14 protein-coding genes and 1 pseudogene are annotated in these 15,272 nt (G+C 62.4%); 7 read left to right on the top strand and 8 right to left on the bottom strand.

Annotated elements, in window-relative coordinates:
• Nucleotides 1-69 precede the first annotated feature (69 nt).
• The gene (locus tag M728_RS17895; protein WP_026620576.1) at nucleotides 70-666 is read right to left on the bottom strand and encodes a TetR/AcrR family transcriptional regulator; all 597 of its coding nucleotides are present in this window, start codon (nucleotides 664-666) and stop codon (nucleotides 70-72) included.
• Nucleotides 667-930: 264 nt separating this feature from the next.
• On the opposite strand from M728_RS17895, the gene M728_RS17890 reads away from it, so the two are divergent.
• The 4 genes and pseudogenes from M728_RS17890 to M728_RS17875 form a co-directional block, all read left to right on the top strand.
• Nucleotides 931-1,179 (top strand): hypothetical protein, encoded by a 249-nt coding sequence (locus tag M728_RS17890; RefSeq protein WP_026620575.1) that lies wholly within the window; start codon nucleotides 931-933, stop codon nucleotides 1,177-1,179.
• Nucleotides 1,176-4,319, top strand: a complete 3,144-nt coding sequence (locus M728_RS17885; RefSeq protein ID WP_026620574.1) for an efflux RND transporter permease subunit — start codon at nucleotides 1,176-1,178, stop codon at nucleotides 4,317-4,319. The genes M728_RS17890 and M728_RS17885 overlap by 4 nt, the downstream gene beginning before the upstream one ends.
• A gap of 15 nt (nucleotides 4,320-4,334) precedes the next feature.
• Complete coding sequence (locus M728_RS17880) at nucleotides 4,335-5,498, top strand: efflux RND transporter periplasmic adaptor subunit (protein ID WP_026620573.1); 1,164 nt, start codon at nucleotides 4,335-4,337, stop codon at nucleotides 5,496-5,498.
• A gap of 31 nt (nucleotides 5,499-5,529) precedes the next feature.
• Nucleotides 5,530-5,716: pseudogene (locus M728_RS17875) on the top strand (LysR family transcriptional regulator); the annotation flags it as partial.
• Between the two features lie 135 nt (nucleotides 5,717-5,851).
• On the opposite strand, the gene M728_RS17870 reads toward M728_RS17875, so the two are convergent.
• Nucleotides 5,852-6,136, bottom strand: coding sequence for an acylphosphatase (locus tag M728_RS17870; RefSeq protein WP_026620572.1), 285 nt, complete (start codon nucleotides 6,134-6,136; stop codon nucleotides 5,852-5,854).
• Nucleotides 6,137-6,512: 376 nt separating this feature from the next.
• On the opposite strand from M728_RS17870, the gene M728_RS17865 reads away from it, so the two are divergent.
• The 3 genes from M728_RS17865 (at nucleotide 6,513) to M728_RS17855 (ending at nucleotide 8,179) form a co-directional block, all read left to right on the top strand.
• Nucleotides 6,513-7,259: an RNA polymerase sigma factor gene (locus M728_RS17865; RefSeq protein ID WP_370906503.1), complete on the top strand. Its 747-nt coding sequence runs from the start codon at nucleotides 6,513-6,515 to the stop codon at nucleotides 7,257-7,259.
• 76 nt (nucleotides 7,260-7,335) lie between these two features.
• Entirely contained in the window at nucleotides 7,336-7,860 is a 525-nt protein-coding gene (locus tag M728_RS17860; protein WP_026620570.1) for a DUF4142 domain-containing protein, read from the top strand.
• A 7-nt stretch (nucleotides 7,861-7,867) separates the two neighbouring features.
• The gene (locus tag M728_RS17855) at nucleotides 7,868-8,179 is read left to right on the top strand and encodes a cupredoxin family copper-binding protein (protein WP_026620569.1); all 312 of its coding nucleotides are present in this window, start codon (nucleotides 7,868-7,870) and stop codon (nucleotides 8,177-8,179) included.
• Between the two features lie 48 nt (nucleotides 8,180-8,227).
• Here the strand turns inward: M728_RS17855 and M728_RS17850 are convergent, their stop codons facing one another.
• The 6 genes from M728_RS17850 to M728_RS17825 form a co-directional block, all read right to left on the bottom strand.
• Nucleotides 8,228-8,953 (bottom strand): amino acid ABC transporter ATP-binding protein, encoded by a 726-nt coding sequence (locus M728_RS17850; protein WP_026620568.1) that lies wholly within the window; start codon nucleotides 8,951-8,953, stop codon nucleotides 8,228-8,230.
• A complete protein-coding gene (locus M728_RS17845; RefSeq protein ID WP_026620567.1) occupies nucleotides 8,931-9,590 on the bottom strand; it encodes an amino acid ABC transporter permease in 660 nt (219 codons plus the stop codon). Before M728_RS17845 ends, M728_RS17850 begins: the two co-directional genes overlap by 23 nt.
• Nucleotides 9,587-10,258 carry an amino acid ABC transporter permease gene (locus tag M728_RS17840; RefSeq protein WP_026620566.1) on the bottom strand — a complete coding sequence of 224 codons (672 nt, stop codon included), beginning with the start codon at nucleotides 10,256-10,258 and terminating at the stop codon, nucleotides 9,587-9,589. The genes M728_RS17845 and M728_RS17840 overlap by 4 nt, the downstream gene beginning before the upstream one ends.
• A 64-nt stretch (nucleotides 10,259-10,322) precedes the next feature.
• Nucleotides 10,323-11,108, bottom strand: coding sequence for a transporter substrate-binding domain-containing protein (locus tag M728_RS17835; protein ID WP_026620565.1), 786 nt, complete (start codon nucleotides 11,106-11,108; stop codon nucleotides 10,323-10,325).
• Nucleotides 11,109-11,112: 4 nt separating this feature from the next.
• Nucleotides 11,113-11,850, bottom strand: a complete 738-nt coding sequence (locus M728_RS17830; protein ID WP_026620564.1) for a GntR family transcriptional regulator — start codon at nucleotides 11,848-11,850, stop codon at nucleotides 11,113-11,115.
• A gap of 230 nt (nucleotides 11,851-12,080) precedes the next feature.
• The gene (locus M728_RS17825) at nucleotides 12,081-14,894 is read right to left on the bottom strand and encodes a DNA translocase FtsK (RefSeq protein WP_026620563.1); all 2,814 of its coding nucleotides are present in this window, start codon (nucleotides 14,892-14,894) and stop codon (nucleotides 12,081-12,083) included.
• Between the last annotated feature and the right edge of the window lie 378 nt (nucleotides 14,895-15,272).

Genomic DNA, 15,272 nt, shown 5'->3' with positions numbered 1-15,272 from the left:
AGTGAAAACCCGCGATGGGCGATACCAGCCAACGCAATAGGAAGAGACACTCGATCGCTGCTTCAGCGCCTATTCCGCGACGGAGCTGCTCTCGGCAAAGGAAAGGATCGCCGCGTCGGCGATTTCGGCAAATCGAGCGCTTGGACCTTCGTGGCCGCTGCTTTGCTGGTGGAGCCGCGCACCTTCGATCAAAAGCAGCAGCGTGTCGCAAAGCAACTCGGCGTTTGCGACACGTGCCTTGCGGCAAAGCTCCAATACATGATCGCGCTGTGAATCCTTGAACTTCTTGATAACGGACCGGGCAGGATGATCCTCGTCCGTGAGTTGGACGGCGGCGCTCATCAGTTCGCAATTGCAGTCGTTGGCACCGAGATGATCGGCGATCCGGCGGACCCAATCCCTGAGCTGCGCCAAACCGTCGCCGGGGTGCGCTTCCTCGAGTTCCCGCCAGTAAGTATCCATCTCCATTCCCGCGTGCCGGAGGCATTCGACGATGAGGTCGTCCTTAGAGCTGAAATGGCGATAAAGCGTCATCTTGTTGCTGTTGGCAGCGTCGACGATGGCATCGACGCCAACGCCCCGGACACCATGCTTGCGGAACAATCCGCGGGCAGCATCGACAATGCGATCACGCGGGGAGCGACGCGATTGGCTGTCAGTTGTCATCAGGTTCGGCCGGCCGAATTGGTATCGAAGGCGGTTGCCCCTTGACGCTTTGTAACCGTTCTGTAACATGCGCCAATGTTACCGATCTGTAACATCTCGGCGGCGGGAGATCAAGGAGCGGCCGATCTTCTCGAACGCTTCCGGGCGCGACGGTAACCGCAAGAAATATTTCTAGCACGAATGTCACAATGTCGGTTGGCACGATCGTCAAACGTCTAATTAACGACGGTGCAAATCGCGATTTGCTGGTGCTGGAGGCTTACGATGGGCAAGCTGGACAGGCTGACGGCGGGAAAGCTTCTTGACCGGATGGTCCGAGTGTCGGTGACCGCGGACAAAGTCGATTTCGATGCCTTGGGGCCGCCCGCCTCTTCTCCTGCACATATCTCTAATGCGTTTACCCCGGTCGATGACCGGTCGGACCGCAGGCCATTGAGCGATGTCCATCAGACATTATCGATCGGCGAGGATCGCGGCAGTTCCGGTGTCGTACAAGGATCGATCCGGCCATGATCGAGTTCTTCATTCTCCGGCCGATTTTCGCCTCAGCGATCGCCATCGTCATGACGCTTGCGGGCGGCATTTGCTATTTCCTGCTTCCGGTCTCCCAATTTCCGGACATTACCCCGCCACAGATTGTCGTCGCCGCCAACTATCCGGGTGCCGGCGCTCAGGTGGTCGCCGATACGGTAACCACGCCGCTCGAACAGCAGATCAATGGCGTGCCGGGCATGCTCTACATGTCGTCCACGAGCTCCAATGACGGCTCCTCGAGGATCATCATCTCCTTCGATGTCGGCTACCCCATCGACGTCGCGGCGCTTGATGTGCAGAACCGCGTTTCGCAAGCAGCGTCCTCGCTTCCGGCCCTCGTCAATCAGAGCGGGGTCACGATCGCCAAGCAAATACCGAATTTCACCGTGCTGGTGAGCTTGGATTCTCCCGACGATTCCGTCGATTTCGCTTCCGTCAGCAACTATGCCTATCTGCAGATCCTCGACCCTCTCAAGCGCCTGCCGGGGGTCGGTGATGTCCAGCTCTTTGGCGAACGGCGTTATTCTATGCGCGTATGGCTCGATCCAGACCGCATGGCCAATCTGGGCATCACCGCCGTCGACGTGCAGAACGTCATCGCCGAGCAGAACGTCCAAGTCGCCGGCGGAAAGATCGGGCAATCTCCGGCGCCGGCGGGCACGCCCTTCGAGATGCAGATCAATGCGGTCGGACGCTTGAGCGACCCCCGGCAATTTGCCGATATAGTGCTGCGCGCCGACCCGGAGACCGGTGCGGCGATCAGGCTGCGCGACGTGGCCCGCGTCGAACTGGGCGCGCTGCTCTATTCGTCTTCCGTCAGCTTCAACGGCAAGCAAAGCGTCGTTTTGGCGGTGTTCCAGGCACCCGGTTCGAATGCGCTCGATCTTCAGAGCCGGGTCAAGGCAAAGATGGACGAGCTGTCGCAGCGCTTTCCGAAGGGCATCGCCTACCATATGTTCTATGACACCACGCGCTTCGTGTCCGCGGCGATGCAGGATGTCGTGATCACGCTGGTCGAGGCGCTGGCTCTCGTCATTGCCGTTGTCTTCATCTTCCTCCAGAACGTGCGCACGACGATTATCCCGACGATCGCCATTCCGGTGTCATTGATCGCGACGCTTGTCGTCATGTACCTGCTCGGCTTCTCGCTGAACATGCTGAGCCTGCTCGGAATGGTGCTCGCCATCGGCCTGGTGGTCGACGATGCCATCGTCGTCGTCGAGAACGTCGAACGGCAGCTTGAGTCCGGCCTGGCCCCCCTCGCGGCGACGCGCAAAGCGATGCAGGAGGTGACCGGACCAATCATCGCGACGACGGCCGTGCTTCTGGCCGTTTTCGTGCCGGTCGCCTTCATTCCGGGCGTCGCCGGCAGCCTTTACAATCAGTTCGCGCTGACGGTCGCGATATCGGTTGCGTTCTCGGCATTCAATTCGCTGACGCTCAGTCCGGCGCTCAGCGCCGCTTTCCTGCGTCATCGCGGCGCGCCGAAATTCGTGCTGTTCCGTTGGTTCAACACCGGTTTTCACTGGCTCGCGCACAGTTACGCACGGAGCATTGCCGGGCTCGTTCGGTGGCGTTGGGCCCTCTTCGGGCTCTTCTTGGCCGCCATCGGCTCTACCTACGCCTTGTGGCAGCGCATTCCCTCCACATTCCTGCCCGTCGAAGACCAGGGATATTTTTTCGTGGTCATCCAGCTCCCGGACGGCGCATCGGTAGAACGGACCGAAGCGGTCGCGAGGCAGTCGGAGGAAATACTCCGCGGCACGGCCGGCGTGGACTTCGTCGGCTCGGTGGTCGGCTTCAATTTCCTGAGTTTCGCGAGTCAGTCGAATTCCGCTGTTCAGTTCGCGGTCCTGAAGCCGTGGGATGAGCGGCCCCCTGAGCAGGGGGCGTCGGCGCTGCGCGAAGCGGTGCAGCCACTCCTGCTGCAGATTCCCGACGCCCTCGTGCTCGCCTTCGATCCGCCGTCGATACAAGGGCTCGGGGCGACGGGCGGCTTCGAATTCCAGCTCGAGGACCTGGGCGGTCACGGCAGCGTGGCGCTGAACGACGCCACGCAAGCCTTGATAGCCGAGGCGCGAAAGCGGCCGGAGATAAACCCGCACCAACTCTTCACTACGTTCAGCACGTCGAGCCCGCAATTCAACTATGATCTCGACCGTGACAAGGCAAAGCTCTTGGGTCTCAACCTGCCGGATATATTCAATACCCTGCAGATCTATTTCGGTTCGCTCTATGTCAACGACTTCAACCTGTTCGGCCGCACTTTCCGCGTCACATTGCAGGCCGATCAAGGCGCTCGCGCCAATCCTAATGACATTTCCCGGCTCTACGTGCGCAATTCGGCAGGCGACATGGTTCCGCTCGACACGCTCGGCTCCCTGAAACCAACCGTCGGCCCCGAAACCATTACCCACTACAACAACTATCCCTCGGCGCTCGTAAACGGCGCGGCGGCCCCGGGCTACAGTTCGAGCCAGGCGGTGGCGGCGATGGAGCGCGCCGCCGCGGCCAGTCTGCCGCGTGACTTCAGCTTCGAATGGACGGGCATCACCTATCAGGAAATCAGGGCGGGATCGATCGCCGCACTCGTCTTCGCACTGGCAATCGTCTTCTGCTTCCTGATCCTTGCGGCGCAGTATGAAAGCTGGTCGATGCCGTTCATGGTGCTGCTTTCGGTGCCGCTCGCTCTCCTGGGCGCGCTGCTCGCGTTATGGCTGCGCGCCATGCAGATCGACGTCTATTCGCAGATCGGCTTCGTGATGCTGGTTGGGCTTGCAGCAAAAAACGCCATTCTGATCGTCGAGTTCGCCAAGCGGCGGCGACAGGAGGGCTTGGACATCATCGGCGCTGCCGCCGAGGCGGCCCGCCTGCGGCTACGCCCGATTTTGATGACGGCATTCGCCTTCATTCTCGGCGTCGTCCCGCTGATGTACGCGACGGGCGCCGGCGCCGCCAGCCGACAGTCGATCGGCACGACGGTGTTTGGTGGCATGCTCATGGCAACCATCCTGACGCTTGTTTTCGTCCCGGTCTTCTATGCTGTCATAGAGCAGTGGCGGGAGGGGCTCGCGGTGAACGGGGCTGAGGAACGGCGGAAGCCCGAGGCGGCGGAATAGGGACTGGAGCTTGAAATGCGCGGTTTGAAACTTGGCTTTGCCGCAGCGGTCGCGATCGTCGCTCTAGCTGCGGCCTATTCATACACCGGCGGCAAGATTGAGTTCGACGGCGGCGACGCCGGGGCTGCGGTTGCTGCAGCACCGCCTGCCATGCCCGTCCCTGTCGCCGCGGTGGTCAAGAAGACGATCCCCATCTACCTCGAATATTCCGCGCGCACGGAGTCGATCCGCAACGTGACGCTGCGGGCCAAGGTCTCCGGTTATCTGCGGTCGCAGGAAATTCCGGATGGCGCCGACGTCAAGCAGGGCGACCTCCTCTACCGGATCGACGCGCGCGACTACGAGGCCGAGCTCGATCAGGCGAAAGCCCAGGTGCAACGCGACGAAGCTTCGCTTGCCTATCTTCGCTCCAATCTCACGCGTGGCAACGAACTTGCCACGACCGGCTACTTGGCGAAGGACACTTTCGACCAGCGCGAGAGCGCCGTGCGACAGGCGGAGGCGGCTCTCGCGATGTCGCGGGCGGCGGTGCGCACCGCCGAGATCAAGCTCGATTACACGGAAATCCGTGCGCCCTTTGCAGGGCGGCTCGGGCGAAACCTGGCTCCGGAGGGAACGCTAGTCAGTGACACTGCCGGCACGCCAATCAACAACCTCGTGCAACTTTCGCCGCTCTATGTCGAGTTCAATCCGAGCGAAGCTGAGCTCGCTGACATCCAGAAGGCGCGGGCAGCTGGGCCGGTTCAGGCCGAAGTGTTCCTGCCGGGCGATACCAAGCCGCGGTACCGTGGCGATCTCAGCTTCATTAACAATGCGGTCGAGCGCAGTACCGGCACGGTCGTGGCGCGCGCGACGATCGACAACACCGATCTCACATTGCTGCCCGGTCAATACGTCCGCGTCCGCCTGCACATCAGGGACGAACCGAACGTGCTGATGGTGCCAGAGACGGCCCTCGGATCGAGCCAACTCGGAAAATATGTCTATCTCGTCGGCAAGGGCAACGTCGTCGAGCACCGGCTGGTCTCCCTCGGCCCGAGCATTGAGGGCCTCGTCGGGCTGTCATCCGGTGTTTCGGAAGGCGATCAGGTGATTGCCGGGAACCTGCAAAAGATCTTTCCCGGCGCGCCTGTCAAACCGATACCGGCGAGCCCGGCGAAAAGGGTCGAAGAAGATTAATGAAAATGGCGCGGGTTCGGAGATAACGGAGGACCAAAGGGTGCAGGAGCGTTCTGGCGGCGGCCCGTCGCTCCGCATCGGTGCGCTTCCGACCGTCTCGACCCGCATCATGCCGGGCACCATGACGCTCTTCCTCGAGGAGAAGACCGATGGGCGGCGTCACAATCGTCACCGGCGAAAATGCGGTGCTGCTCGAACCATTGCGCCTCGGCGAAATCGTTCAAGCGGCAGACCAAAAGCCGGAATGCTACTGCACCAGCGGCCGCAGTGCCGCCTGCGTCTCTTTAAGCAACGGTAGATAGCGCTCCCGCCATCAGGAAGCGCCTGTCCACTCGACCGAAAATCATCGTGGGCTAACGCGTAATCCGAAAACCCGCCGGCGCGTGAATCGAAGCCGCCTCTTCGCTCGCGACATTGGAGACGGAGGCCCCTGGCGGACCCTTCCAGAGGCGGTTCAGCATCGTGCTGACGGCGGCGTCCGCTCCGGCGATCAAGGCGGTCACGGAGCCGTCGCTCTCATTGCGGACCCAGCCGTCGAGGCCGAGCCGTTCGGCCTCGTCGCGTGTCCAGGCGCGGAAGCACACGCCCTGCACTCTTCCGGTGATCCGGACCAAAACCGCTCTACGATCCTCCGCCATCGCCGTCTCCAATATCCGCTCCTTCGAATCTGGCGCATATGACCATGAAAGCAAGCGCGCGCGGCAAGATCACCGCCCGCTGTGCCGCGGCCCAATCCTCGTCCCAATTACGCGTTATTTGTCCACCCAATAAATTTTCTGGTTTTTGGGCTTGCAATTGCTGCGTTGCAGCATTATTGTATGACTTATCGATAGAGCACTCCTCCTCCCAGCTCTATCGTGGGATCGGCAACCCTCCTCCTCCCAGTTGCCGATCAGGATCGAAAGCCCGGCGTACCTCCTCCCACGCCGGGCTTTCTCTTTTTCGATCGCCCCCTCCCCGCCAGACATCTGCAATCGACGGCCAAACTACCGCCGCCCGGCGCAACGCGATAAGATTTCGGCAGGTGTCGGCAGCCGGCATGGGAACGTTTCGAGAAATGCGGCATCCAATCCGCGAAAGGAGGCGATCATGCCCATCGCAGAAACCCGTGATTTCCTCGAGCATCAGCCCTTATCGGAGCATCTCGAACGCTTCCGCGCGATCATGCAGGCGCACAACCGCAAGCTCTATCGCATTGCCCGGAGCATCGTCGGCAACAACAGCGACGCGGAAGACGTGCTGCAGGAGGCCTATGTCCGCGCCTTCACGCATCTTGAGGATTTTCGCGGCGACTCCACGCTCTCGACCTGGCTTGCCCGCATCGTCATCAACGAATCCCTCGGCCGCCTGCGCAAAAGGCGACGGCAGATGAAGCTCTCCGAGGCTGTGCGGCAGTCGCATCAGGCGGAGATCATCACATTCCCGCCGAATTCAGGCAGCAGCGATCCGGAAAAGACGATGGCACAGCGACAAATCCTCGATCTCGTCGAGAAGGCGACCGACCAACTTCCGGAAACCTACCGCACCGTGTTCGTGCTGCGCGTCATCGAGGGGCTCAATAACGAGGAAACCGCAACTCTGCTTGGCCTGCGCGCCGAAACCGTCCGCACCAGATTGCACCGGGCGCGGCACCTCCTCAAAGAGGAATTGGAACGGCAGATCGGCCCCATCCTGCTCGACGCCTTCCCCTTCGCAGGCAAACGGTGCCAGCGCCTCACCGAAGCGGTGCTCGCCCGGCTCGCGCGACGGCCAGGAGGATAATCGGGAACGTTTCTCGCCACGAAGCATCCAAAGCGTGTCCATCCACGCTTTGATCTTCGAAGGAAAGGAACATCTCATGACGATCCGACTTAAGAGCGCCGCCACGGTCATCGCCCTGCTATTCGCAGCCGGCGGGGCGCCCGCCGCCGACAAACCGACCGATCCACAGATTGCACACATCGCCTATACCGCAGGCGTGATCGACATCGAGGCGGCAAAGCAGGCCATCGCCATGTCCAAGAACCCGACCATCGTCGAATTCGCCGAGAGCATGGTGCGCGACCATGAGGCGGTGAACAAGCAGGCGCTCGACCTCGTCAAGAAGCTCAACGTCACGCCGGAAGACAACGACACCAGCAAGACCCTGTCGAAGGAGGCCGAGGCAAAGCGGCAGGAACTGGGCAAGCTTACCGGCGCCGAGTTCGACAAGGCCTATATCGACCACGAGATCGCCTACCATAAGCAGGTCAACAGCGCGGTCGAAACGCAGCTCATCCCGGCGGCCCAGAACGCCGAGCTCAAGAGCCTGCTGGAAACCGGGCTGAAACTGTTCCAAGGCCATCAGCAGCATGCCGAGCGTGTCGCAGCCGAACTGAAGTGAGCCCGCAATGCGTTCTATGGTTTTCTTCCCTTCGTTGCTTGGAGCGGCCGCCATTGCCGTTGCCGCTCAGGCAGAAACCATCCAGGTCACGGTTGATCGTCTCGTCTACACGCCAGCGGAAGTCGACGCCAAAGTCGGCGATGAGATCGAGTGGATCAACAAGGACGGGCTCGTCCACACCGCGACGGTGAAAGGGGGCTGGGAGGTGAACCTCCCGGCGAAGAAGTCAGGACGCCTTCTTCTGCAGGAGCCGGGCAGCTTCGATTATATCTGCCGCTACCACCCCAATATGAAGGGGCGCATTACCGTGCGGCCGTGATCCGGTGGCAGCCGGCGGACTTACTCCCGCCGGCCGCAATCCATTTCCTCAATGCAGACCAAGGAACTGTTTCAGCTCCGGCGTCTGCGGATGGGAAAAGACCTCTTCCGGCGGACCGATTTCATGGACGCGGCCCTGATGCATGAAGACGACGCGCGAGCAGACGTCGCGGGCAAACTTCATCTCATGCGTCACCATCAAGAGCGTCATGCCCTCGGCGGCAAGCTCGCGCACCACGGCGAGCACCTCCGCCACCAGTTCCGGGTCAAGCGCCGAGGTGATCTCGTCGCAGAGAAGCGCGATGGGCTGCATTGCGAGCGCGCGGGCGATCGCGACGCGCTGCTGCTGACCGCCCGAGAGCTCGTCCGGATAGGCGTCGAATTTCTCGCTGAGGCCGACGCGCTCCAGCATCTTGCGCGCCATCGCCTCGGCCTCCGGCTTCGGCGTCTTCTTCACGACGATCTGCGACAGCATCACGTTGCCGCCAACCGTCAGGTGCGGAAACAGGTTGAACTGCTGGAAGATCATCCCGACCTTCAGTCTCAGCGCCTTCAGATGCACTTCGTCGTTCATGAGCTGGGCGCCCGCAACCGAGATCGATCCCTCGCTGATCGTTTCGAGGCCGTTGATGCAGCGCAAGAGCGTCGATTTCCCCGAACCGCTCTTGCCGATGATGGCGATCACCTCGCCAGGCTCGACATCGAGATTGATGCCCTTCAAGACCTCGTTCGTCCCGTAGCTTTTGCGGACGTCAGTGATTTCGATGAGCGACATTGAGTTTCCTTTCGAGGATCTGGCTGCTCTTCGAGAGCGGCCAGCAGAGCGCGAAGTAGATAAGCGCCACGAGACCGTAGACGGTGAAGGGCTGGAAGGTGGCGTTGGTGACGACCGTGCCGGCCTTCGAAAGTTCGACGAAGCCGATGATCGAAGTCAGCGCCGTGCCCTTGATAACCTGGACCGAGAAGCCGACTGTCGGCGGCACGGCGATCCGCATCGCCTGCGGCAGGATCACGAAACGCATCTGCTGCAGACGCGCCATGCCGAGGCTGGCGGAGGCCTCCCATTGTCCCTTGGCGATCGCCTCGACGCAGCCGCGCCAGATCTCGCCGAGGAAGGCGGCGGACCAGAGGATGAGCGCCAGCCCCGCCGCAAGCCAGGCCGGAACGTCGATGCCGAAGAGGCCGAGGCCGAAGAAGGCGATGAAAAGCTGCATCAAGAGCGGCGTGCCCTGGAAGAGCTCGATATAATATTTCGCAAACCCCCGCAGCCATTTGCGCTTGCTGGTGCGAAGGAAGAGCAAGGCCAGCCCGACCATGCCGCCGCCGACGAAGGAGACGAGCGAAAGCACGATCGTCCAGCGGGTGGCAAGCAACAGGTTGCGCAGGATGTCCCAGATCGTGAACTCGATCATCGCGCCGCTCTCCTCGGGAAGATGAGCCAGCCGACCCCGCCGAGCACCTGGCGGAGCAGGATGGCTAGCAGCAGATAGACGGCGGTCGAGACGAAATAGGCCTCGAAGGCGCGGAAGGTGCGCGACTGGATGAAATTGGCGGCGAAGGTCAGGTCCTCGGCGGCAATCTGTGACACGACGGCGGAACCGAGCATGACGATGACGACCTGCGAGGACAGCGCCGGCCAGATGCGCTGAAGCGACGGCACTAGCACCACATGCCGGAAGGTTTCGAACGGCGTCATGGCGAGGCTCGCGCCCGCCTCGAATTGACCCCCGGGCGTCGCCTGGATGCCGGCGCGGATGATCTCTGAGCTATAGGCGCCGAGATTGACAACCATGGCCAGATTGGCGGCCTGCAGTTCGCTGAGCTGCAGGCCCAGCGACGGCAGGCCGAAGAAGATGAAGAAGAGCTGGATCAGGAAGGGCGTGTTGCGGATGAGCTCCACATAGGCGGCGACCACCGGCCTCAGCCAGACGGGGCCGAGTGCGCGCACCCAGGCGCAAATGATGCCGAGCGAGATGCCGGCCACGGCGCCGACGGCGATCAGTTGGATCGTGATGCCGATCCCTTTGACGATCGTCGGATAATATTCGAAGAGCCAGCCGAATTCGAATTGGTAATTCAATGGCACACTCCTGTTGGCAAGCGTCGGTGACGCCATCCCGCCTCTGCGGGACGGCGTCATGCGATCAGAGTTCGGCCGGCAGGTCCGTACCGAGCCACTTCTGGGCAATGGCGTTCAGGCTGCCATCAACCTTGGCGGCTGCGATGATGCCATTGACCTTTTCGAGCAGGGCCGGCTGTTCCTTGGAAAGGCCGATGTAGCAGGGCGAGTTCTTGATGAGGAACTTCAGTTCCGGACGCTTCGGCGGGTTCTTGGCGAGGATCGCAGCGGCGACGACGTTGCCGGTCGCCACCGCCTCGACCTGACCCGAGAGGAACGCCGAGATCGTGCCGTTGTTGTCCTCATAGCGCTTGATGACGGTGTCGGCCGGCGCGACCTTCGTCAGTTCCAGGTCCTCGACGGCGCCGCGGGTGACGCCGATGGTCTTGCCGGCAAGCTCTTCCGGCTTTGTCGCCGCAAAATCCGCCGGTGCGAAGACGCCGTTGTAGAAGGGCGCATAGGCGGTGGAGAAATCGATGACCTTTTCCCGGTCCGGGTTCTTGCCGAGGCTCGAGATAACGAGATCGACCTTGTTCGTCTGCAGGTAGGGAATGCGGTTGGCACTGGTGACCGGCACGAGCTCGACCTTTACGCCGAGCTTCTCGGCAATGAGATTCGCCATGTCGATATCGTAGCCGACCGGCGCCATGTCGGGGCCGACGCTGCCGAAGGGCGGGAAATCCTGCGGTACGGCGACGCGCAGCGTGCCGCGGGCCGTGATATCGCCGAGCGCATCGGCGTTTGCCACGGAGCCGAAGCCGATCGCGGCGGCCATTGCCGCCATGGCAACGAACAATCTTCTTGAAAGCATTGGGTCATTCTCCTCTGTTGGTTTGTGTCTTGGGTCTACGGGGTGCATTCGAGGCCGGCGGCAGCGAAAGCGAGTGCCGGAGATCGGCGAGCGGATCGGGGCGTCTCGTCAGATCGAGCCCGGTTTCCACCTCGTCCAGATGCTCGATGGCAAGCTCCGCCGCCTTCAGGAAGTCGCCCTCCTCCATTGCCGCGACGATGCGGCAATGGCCGAGATGCGACTGCATGGCATGGAACTCGGACTGGTAGATGAGTGAGATCAGGATCGTGCGCGCCGTCAGGTCGCGCAGGATCTCGACCAGGATGAAATTGCCGGAGAGCTCGGCGATACGGATGTGGAAGTCGCCCATCAGGCAGGTGAGCCGCTGCCGGTCGCCCGCCGCGATCGCTGCCTTTTCCTCGGCAAGATGTGCATGAAGCTTGTCCCGGCCCGCCTCTGTCAGGCGCTCCATGCTGCGCAACAACCCCGCCTCGACGACGCGGCGGGCGGCGTAGACGCTGACCGCCTCCTCGGCCGAGGGCTCCACCACGAACCAGCCGCGCCTCGGGCTTACCTTGACGATGCCGCGCTGCTCGAGCCGCATCATCGCCTCGCGCACCCGAGTGCGCGAGACGTTGAAGAGGCGCGCGACCTCGTTCTCGCTCAGCCGCGTGCCGGGGCGGATGCGTGCGGAGAGGATGCCGGAGACGACGGCCTCGTCGATGCTGGTCTGAACGTTCTTTGGTGGCGACAAATCTTGCATACAAGATGAGTAAGCAAGCCTTGTGCCAATATCGTCACCCGATGTTTATCAATGGCTTGCGTCGACGTCGCCGGCGTCAATGGCGATCGAATGGCCACGTGCTTATTTTTTCATCAGGATTGGAGGCTTGGTGGCAATGACGCAAAAGCAGGCAGAAGGCGGAGACTCTACCCCCCGCTCTGCGACTTGACTGCGTCTATAGGCGATTGCCTGCCCGTGCGACCGGCAGATCAATCCACATCATCACCGTCCGGCTTCGCCGCATTGTCGCGATTACCATAGACGATCTCGCGCTTGCCGACGTGGTTGGCCGGGCCGACGAGGCCTTCCTTCTCCATCCGCTCGACGAGCGAGGCGGCGCGGTTGTAGCCGATGCCCAGGCGCCGCTGGATATAGGAGGTCGAGCACTTCTTGTCGCGCAGCACCACCTTCACCGCCTGCTCGTAGAGCTCGTTCCCGTCTTCCGCGGCGATCGCGCCCTTGTCGAAGACGGCACCCTGATCCTCTTCCGCCTCTTCTTCCTCCTCGTCGGCCGTTACGGTTTCGAGATATTCCGGCCGGCCTTGAGTCTTCAGATGCGCGACCACATGCTCGACCTCCAGATCGGAGACGAAGGGCCCATGAACGCGGGCGATGCGACCGCCACCGGCCATGTGCAGCATGTCGCCCTGCCCGAGAAGCTGTTCCGCACCCTGTTCGCCGAGGATGGTGCGGCTGTCGATCTTCGACGTCACCTGGAAGGAGATGCGGGTCGGGAAGTTCGCCTTGATCGTGCCGGTGATGACGTCGACCGACGGACGCTGCGTCGCCATGATCAGGTGGATGCCGGCGGCGCGCGCCATCTGCGCTAGCCGCTGAATCGCCCCTTCGATCTCCTTGCCGGCGACCATCATCAGGTCGGCCATCTCGTCGACAATGACGACGATATAGGGCATCGGCGAGAGATCCATTTCCTGCTGCTCGAACAGCGGCTCGCCGGTGCCCTTCTCGAAGCCCGTCTGCACCGTTGCCAGGATCGGCTCGCCCTTCTCGCGCGCGGCTGCGGCCCGCTGATTGTAACCGTCGATGTTGCGGACGCCGAGCCGCGACATCTTGCGGTAGCGGTCCTCCATCTCGCGCACTGCCCATTTGAGCGCCATCACCGCCTTCTTCGGATCGGTAACCACCGGCGTCAGGAGATGCGGGATGCCGTCATAGACGGAGAGCTCGAGCATCTTCGGATCGACCATGATCAGCCGGCATTCTTCCGGCTTTAGCCGGTAGAGGAGCGACAGAATCATGGTGTTGATCGCCACCGACTTGCCCGAGCCGGTGGTGCCGGCAACAAGCAGATGCGGCATCTTCGCAAGCTCGGCGATCACCGGCTCGCCGCCGATCGTCTTGCCGAGGCAGAGCGCTAGCTTGCAGCCGGTCTTCAGGAAATCGTCGGATTCGATCAGCTCGCGGAAATAGACGGTTTCGCGCGTCGCGTTCGGCAGCTCGATGCCGATGACGTTTCGGCCAGGCACCACCGCGACGCGGGCGGAGAGCGCCGACATCGACCGGGCAATGTCGTCGGCAAGACCGATGACACGGGAGGATTTGACGCCGGGCGCCGGCTCGAATTCGTAGAGTGTCACGACCGGGCCAGGACGGACATGGATGATCTCGCCTTTGACGCCGAAATCTTCGAGCACGCTCTCGAGAAGCCCGGCATTCTGCTCGAGCTGCTCCTGCGTCATGAAGAAGCCTTGGCCCTGCGGCGGCTCCTGCAACAGCTCCTTGGCGGGGAACTCATAGGTGTCGGCTGGCTGGCGCTTCTCGGTCGTTCCGATGGGCGGGAGAGCCGAGGCGGAGCGTTGCACGACGGCGGGCATGGTGATCGCCGCCTTCGTCACCGGCGCTTCGGGAGGCCGCTCATTTGCGGGCGCGACGACGGGCTGAACAGGCTCGACCGGCATTGCAGCCGGCGCCTCCATAGGCGCAACGGCCTCTGTGGCAACCTCTTGCGACGGGGCGACAGCAGGCGCGACGGCGGCCGGCGCGGCGCGGCGGCACTCTACCACCCGGAAAAGCGATGTGATTGCCGTCGGCGGCAGCGCGGGGATTTCGATCGGCTTTTGAGCGACGGGTTTCGGCGCGGGCGCCACCGGCACCGGGGCTTTCACGACTACCGTAGCAGGCATCCCGTTCTCGGATGCGGCGGGCGTGGCAGCAGGCGCTGGAGGAGTGGCCACGTGGAGCGGCATGAATTCGAAGAAGGCATAGTCGGAAAGGTAAGAGAGCCGGGCGTCCGCCCGATCATCCGCACCGATATCGGAAACGGCATCGGCGGTTGTGGCCAGGACCTCGGGCAGCAGTTGCACGGCCGCCTCGCCGTCCATCACGGGCGCCGGGGGCGGTCCGATGACCGGCTCGTCCTTCAATACGATCGGCGCGGATGCAATGGCGGGCTCGGAATTGGGATCGCGGCTTTGTGCAGCACTCCAGCTCGGGAGCTGCTGCACCAAGACACGCAGGAGCTCGGAGGGGCTGTAGGACGAGACTTCTTGCTCGACAACAGGCGCCGCTTCGGTCGGAGCCGCTTCGGCTACAATCGGCTCGACCATCTCCTGCGCGGGAGCTTCCATCTCCTCGGACTCCGTCTCACTCTCGTCCACCGAAGGCGCACGGCGCTTCATGAATTCGCGCTCGGGCGTGCGGGTGAAGCGGACATTGGGCGACAGGAAGAAGTGGCTCTCCCAGCTCGGTCCGTCGCCTTGGCCGGTGATCTCGGCAAGGGTCGGAAGCGGATCGCGCGTGGACGCAACGACCTGAGCCGGCGCATAGGCCGAGCCGTGGCCGTAAAGGCGGGCGGCGCGTCCCACATAGCCCGCGTCATCGGCCTGCGGGATGGCGGCTCGCCGCGGCGCTTCCGGCGCCTCGAACAGGTGGTCGTGACCGGCAGCATGCGTTGCCTGCGCATGCGCGGCCGCCGGCGTAACCGGATGCGGATCCTCGAAGTCATCCGCTTGGTTTGCCTCATGCAAAACTGCCGTCGAGAAATTTGTCCGGGGAATACGCATGGCCTTGAAACTCGAAATTCATCATCGAAGGGGCTGTCTCTAGCGAATAGGAAATGAAGGTTAACAACTCCCTTCCGGGCGCCTCGCCGGATGGCGGTCGGGGACGGCGGGAGAGCCCTGCCGAGGGACATTGCGGCCCGGACATCCAAGGCTTTCGGGGCTTCCGCTCGCGCGTTTCGGCACCGTTCAATTTCTGTTTCAAACGAGGAAAAACATCACGGATCCTCCGCTCGCCGGAACTGCGGCGCCCGCCTCTCTCCATCGTGCAGCGTCGCGCCGCTTTAGGAAGAGAATGCTAATTTAGATAGGCGATTGCATTGGTGTGCGATAAAGTTGGTCCGGGCCGTTGGATCTCCCACTCTCGAAGAGGGCGGTACC

Source organism: Ensifer sp. WSM1721 (assembly GCF_000513895.2).
Classification (GTDB): domain Bacteria; phylum Pseudomonadota; class Alphaproteobacteria; order Rhizobiales; family Rhizobiaceae; genus Sinorhizobium.
The sequence above is the reverse complement of the archived record's forward strand: the minus strand, read 5'-3'. Positions and strand labels throughout refer to the sequence as shown.

Bases quoted from the DNA above. Each gene is read 5' to 3' on its own strand.
- M728_RS17860 (WP_026620570.1), top strand. From the start codon at position 7,336: ATGACGATCCGACTTAAGAGCGCCGCCACGGTCATCGCCCTGCTATTC.
- M728_RS17895 (WP_026620576.1), bottom strand. From the start codon at position 666: ATGACAACTGACAGCCAATCGCGTCGCTCCCCGCGTGATCGCATTGTC.
- M728_RS17855 (WP_026620569.1), top strand. From the start codon at position 7,868: ATGCGTTCTATGGTTTTCTTCCCTTCGTTGCTTGGAGCGGCCGCCATT.
- M728_RS17830 (WP_026620564.1), bottom strand. From the start codon at position 11,850: ATGCAAGATTTGTCGCCACCAAAGAACGTTCAGACCAGCATCGACGAG.
- M728_RS17880 (WP_026620573.1), top strand. From the start codon at position 4,335: ATGCGCGGTTTGAAACTTGGCTTTGCCGCAGCGGTCGCGATCGTCGCT.
- M728_RS17845 (WP_026620567.1), bottom strand. From the start codon at position 9,590: ATGATCGAGTTCACGATCTGGGACATCCTGCGCAACCTGTTGCTTGCC.
- M728_RS17885 (WP_026620574.1), top strand. From the start codon at position 1,176: ATGATCGAGTTCTTCATTCTCCGGCCGATTTTCGCCTCAGCGATCGCC.
- M728_RS17870 (WP_026620572.1), bottom strand. From the start codon at position 6,136: ATGGCGGAGGATCGTAGAGCGGTTTTGGTCCGGATCACCGGAAGAGTG.
- M728_RS17835 (WP_026620565.1), bottom strand. From the start codon at position 11,108: ATGCTTTCAAGAAGATTGTTCGTTGCCATGGCGGCAATGGCCGCCGCG.
- M728_RS17825 (WP_026620563.1), bottom strand. From the start codon at position 14,894: ATGCGTATTCCCCGGACAAATTTCTCGACGGCAGTTTTGCATGAGGCA.
- M728_RS17890 (WP_026620575.1), top strand. From the start codon at position 931: ATGGGCAAGCTGGACAGGCTGACGGCGGGAAAGCTTCTTGACCGGATG.
- M728_RS17850 (WP_026620568.1), bottom strand. From the start codon at position 8,953: ATGTCGCTCATCGAAATCACTGACGTCCGCAAAAGCTACGGGACGAAC.